The organism is Pseudomonas sp., from assembly GCF_050739655.1.
In the GTDB taxonomy this organism is placed as follows: Bacteria; Pseudomonadota; Gammaproteobacteria; order Pseudomonadales; family Pseudomonadaceae; genus Aquipseudomonas.
On record NZ_JBOIBY010000728.1, the window covers coordinates 1 to 3730 of the forward strand.

The following is a 3730-nucleotide window of genomic DNA, read 5'->3' on the forward strand; positions in this document are numbered from 1 at the left end:
CCCACAGGTTCCGGGTGTACACAAACAAAGTTTGTGACCGACCGAGGCTCCTGTGGGAGCGGGCTTGCCCGCGATGAGGCCCTCAAATCCTGCACAAACCTCAAGCCTTGCGCCAAACCCCTTTCCCACTCAACCGCTCCCGATCATGGGCCGCGGTGAAATCCTGTTCCGGGCCTTTGGGCACGACACCTGTCGGGTTGATGGTCTTGTGGCTGCCGTAGTAGTGATGCTTGATGTGGGTGAAATCCACAGTCTCGGCAATCCCTGGCCACTGATAAATCTCCCGAAGCCAATTCGACAGGTTCGGATAATCGGCAATCCGCCGCAGGTTGCACTTGAAGTGGCCGTGATAAACCGCATCGAAGCGAATCAACGTGGTGAAGAGCCGGATGTCCGCTTCGGTCAGATATTCACCCGTCAGGTAACGCTTGGCGCCCAGAAGTTGTTCCAGTCGATCCAGCTGCGCGAATAAATCATCGAACGCTGCTTCATAAGCCTGCTGTGAGGTGGCAAAGCCGGCGCGGTAAACGCCGTTGTTCACTGCCGGATAAATCCGCTCGTTGAGTGCATCGATCTCGCTGCGCAGCAGTGCCGGGTAAAAGTCCAGGTCGTTACCGGTCAGCTCGTCGAAAGCGCCATTGAACATCCGAATGATTTCCGACGATTCATTGTTGACGATGTGTTGGCGCTGTTTGTCCCAGAGCACTGGCACGGTGACGCGACCGGTGTAGTCGGCGGCATCGCTGGTGTAGCGCTGGTGCAGAAAGGTCAGGTCATTGAGCTTGTCGCCGGTCGAGCCGTGCGTCTTGTCGAAGGTCCAGCCGTTTTCCAGCATCAGGTAGCTGACTACCGAGACATCGATCAAGCTTTCAAGACCCTTGAGCTTGCGCAGGATCAGCGTGCGATGAGCCCACGGACAGGCAAGGGAAACATAGAGGTGATAGCGACCAGCCTCGGCGGTAAAACCACCGTCGCCGCTCGGGCCGGGTTGACCGTCGGCGGTCACCCAGTGGCGGCGTTGCGCCTGTTCACGCTGGAACGCGCCGTCCTTGCTGCTTTCGTACCATTTGTCCTGCCAGCGGCCATCAACTAGTAAACCCATGTTCAAGACTCCGGAAACCAATAATCGTTGGAGTGGAGTCTAGTCCGATGGGTTCGAACAAAAAGCGCAAAGATCGGGCGTAAATAATCGGCTAAATCGATTTGTTCCGAGCAGACCAGTATTTTTCCGCCGTTTCAAATGCCTGATCGCGGGGCTGACCGAGACCGCGTAACGCCAGGGCCATGGTGGAAATCAGCGCCATTTGCGGGTAGCTGTCGACCACATCACCACGCCACACTGCTTTCAGATGTTCGATTTCCAGCGAAGCCGGTTTGACGTGGCGTTGGCTCGACAGTTGCGGCCATTCCTCGTCCCAACTCTCGCCGCCGGTGGTGCCGTACAAGTGGCTGTCGGCGTCCGGGTTGATCTCGATCTCGCCGCCGTCACCCTTGACCACGATGGCGGTGTCGCCGAGCAGTCCGCTGGCATCGCGATGCACAGCCTGATAGCCGGGATGGAAAATACTTTGCAGGCCACAACGGGCGCCCAGCGGATTGAGAATCCGCGCCAGGGAATGGATTGGCGAACGCAAACCCAGGGTATTTCGCAGGTCGATCATGCGTTGCAGCTGTGGCGCCCAATCCATCAGCGGCATGAAGGCCAGGCCACCGTTATCCAGCGCCTCGCCGACCTGCAGCCAGTTGCGGCACAGCGGGATCTTCAGTTCATCCAGCAATTGCTCGCTGTACAGTCGACCCGCCGTGTGGGCGCCACCGCCATGCATGAAGATTCGCACGCCGTTCTGCGCCAGACACTTGGCCGCCAACAGATACCACGGCAAGTGACGCTTCTTGCCGGCATAGGTTGGCCAATCGAGATCGACCGCCAATGCCGGCGCCTTCAAACGCTCTCGCAAAGCCTCGGTGAACCCGGCCATTTCCTCGGCGCTCTCTTCCTTGTGTCGCAGCAACATCAGGAATGCGCCGAGCTGGGTTTCCTCGACCTTCTCATCGAGCACCATGCCCATGGCTTCGCGTGCCTCTTCGCGCGTCAGGTCGCGGGCGCCGCGTTTGCCTTTGCCGAGGATTCGCACGAACTGGGCGAAGGGGTGTTCGGCGGGGGTTTCAAGGGTCAGCGCTCGATAGTCGGTCATAAGCAATTCGTCGGTTTGGGCAGGCCCGCCAGTTTCGCGGCGAGTTTGGCGGGGGTGCCTTTGAACAGTCGGTTCAGGTGCAGGCTGTTGCCTTTTAACGGACCGAGTTTCAGTGCGGTGTATTTAATCAGTGGACGGGTGGCCGGCGACAACTGGAATTCGGCGTAGAAGCTGCGCAGCAGTTCGAGGATTTCCCAGTGTTCGGGGCTCAACTCAATGTCTTCGACCGCCGCCAGGGCACTGGCGACGTCGTTGGACCAGTCGCTTAGATCAACCAGGAAACCGTCCTTGTCCAGTTCGATGGCGCGGGTGCCGACTGTCAATGCGCTCATAGCCAACTGTTGACCTTGTCGTGATGGATCGACAGTTCGACGAATGCCGGGTAATCGATGGCCTTGGCCCAGGCTGGAACATTGATGGCCCGCGCCTGGGCATCTTCGGCCAGAACATAGAGCTGCAAGCCGCGAGCGCTCAAGTTGTTGAAAGGCTCGGTGTTCGGCTGCAAGGCGTAAGCCGCGTCGCCGGACAGCAGCAGCGCGTCGTCAACGCCGATCAGCCGCAGGCAGCTGCTCAGGCGATCGTCACCGAACGGGGAATGAGACAACACATGCAAAGTCGACATCAGAGGGTGATCACCTGGTCGTAACGGTCAATAAGGGCGGTGATTTCATGGGCGGCCAGCACCTGGGCTTCTGCCAGCGAAAGGGCGCTCGCGTCCAGGCCACGCTGCGCCGTACTGTCGGCACAGACAAACAGTTCTTCGACACCGAACATAGGCAATGCCTGCAGGTTGGCGCTCAAGTCTTTCTGTTGCACGACCTTGGCGTCCTGTTTTGTTGCCAGCTGGAACACGCCATCATCGAGAAACAACAGGCCGATCGGCAAATCGAAAGCGCCGCCAGCCAGTACGATGTCCAGCGCCTCCCGCGCGCCTGGCCCGGACCATGGTGCCTGACGGCTGATAATCAGCAAGGATTTAGCCATCTTATGCGCCACCAAAACAGATCAGGCGGTCGGCATCCTGCGCCGCATCATGCAACTGGCCGAGACCGGACAGTTCCCATGGCGCGCCGACGGCAACTGCCTCGCGCTGATAGCGCCTGGCTTCTTCCTCGTTCAACACGCCACGGCGCAGGGCGGCGGCGATGCACACCACGCCATCGAGTTTTTGCTCGCTGACGAAGGCACGCCATTGCTTGGGCAAGTCCAGTTCGTCCTGGGGTGTGACTACGCTGCCGGACGCGTTGTAGACGCCATCCTGATAGAAAAACAGCCGGACAATCTCATGCCCACCGGCCAATGCTGCCTGGGCGAACAGCAAGGCGCGGCGCGAGGAGGGCGCATGGGCGGCGGAAAATACGGCGATGGCGAACTTCATGACGGACTCGATCAGCGAAACTGGGGCCATGATAAAGCTTTATCGGCTGGGCGGCGAAGGGCGATTGCCATAACACCCCGTGTAGGAGCTGCCGCAGGCTGCGATCTTTTGACTTTGGTTTTCAAAAGATCAAGATCAAAAGATCGCAGCCTGCGGC

6 protein-coding genes are annotated in these 3730 nt (G+C 59.2%); all 6 read right to left on the bottom strand.

The genetic code is table 11. The features are described from left to right. Positions 1–100: 100 nt before the first annotated feature. Positions 101–1102 carry a glutathione S-transferase family protein gene (locus ACRESJ_RS34330; RefSeq protein ID WP_431761852.1) on the bottom strand — a complete coding sequence of 334 codons (1002 nt, stop codon included), beginning with the start codon at positions 1100–1102 and terminating at the stop codon, positions 101–103. Between the two features lie 91 nt (positions 1103–1193). Next, positions 1194–2195 carry a glycosyl transferase family protein gene (locus tag ACRESJ_RS34335; protein WP_431761853.1) on the bottom strand — a complete coding sequence of 334 codons (1002 nt, stop codon included), beginning with the start codon at positions 2193–2195 and terminating at the stop codon, positions 1194–1196. Beyond that, complete coding sequence (locus ACRESJ_RS34340; protein WP_431761854.1) at positions 2192–2527, bottom strand: TusE/DsrC/DsvC family sulfur relay protein; 336 nt, start codon at positions 2525–2527, stop codon at positions 2192–2194. Before ACRESJ_RS34340 ends, ACRESJ_RS34335 begins: the two co-directional genes overlap by 4 nt. After that, positions 2524–2817 (bottom strand): sulfurtransferase complex subunit TusB, encoded by a 294-nt coding sequence (tusB, locus tag ACRESJ_RS34345; RefSeq protein WP_431761855.1) that lies wholly within the window; start codon positions 2815–2817, stop codon positions 2524–2526. The genes ACRESJ_RS34340 and tusB overlap by 4 nt, the downstream gene beginning before the upstream one ends. Then, on the bottom strand, positions 2817–3179 hold the full coding sequence (gene tusC / locus ACRESJ_RS34350) for a sulfurtransferase complex subunit TusC (protein ID WP_431761856.1): 363 nt from the start codon (positions 3177–3179) through the stop codon (positions 2817–2819). The genes tusB and tusC overlap by 1 nt, the downstream gene beginning before the upstream one ends. A 1-nt stretch (position 3180) precedes the next feature. Next, a complete protein-coding gene (gene tusD, locus ACRESJ_RS34355; RefSeq protein WP_431761857.1) occupies positions 3181–3573 on the bottom strand; it encodes a sulfurtransferase complex subunit TusD in 393 nt (130 codons plus the stop codon). Positions 3574–3730 lie beyond the last annotated feature (157 nt).

What these genes read in the sequence shown, in the direction of transcription:
- ACRESJ_RS34340 (WP_431761854.1), bottom strand. Translation starts at nt 2,527, where the DNA reads ATGAGCGCATTGACAGTCGGCACCCGCGCCATCGAACTGGACAAGGAC.
- ACRESJ_RS34335 (WP_431761853.1), bottom strand. Translation starts at nt 2,195, where the DNA reads ATGACCGACTATCGAGCGCTGACCCTTGAAACCCCCGCCGAACACCCC.
- tusD (WP_431761857.1), bottom strand. Translation starts at nt 3,573, where the DNA reads ATGAAGTTCGCCATCGCCGTATTTTCCGCCGCCCATGCGCCCTCCTCG.
- ACRESJ_RS34330 (WP_431761852.1), bottom strand. Translation starts at nt 1,102, where the DNA reads ATGGGTTTACTAGTTGATGGCCGCTGGCAGGACAAATGGTACGAAAGC.
- tusC (WP_431761856.1), bottom strand. Translation starts at nt 3,179, where the DNA reads ATGGCTAAATCCTTGCTGATTATCAGCCGTCAGGCACCATGGTCCGGG.
- tusB (WP_431761855.1), bottom strand. Translation starts at nt 2,817, where the DNA reads ATGTCGACTTTGCATGTGTTGTCTCATTCCCCGTTCGGTGACGATCGC.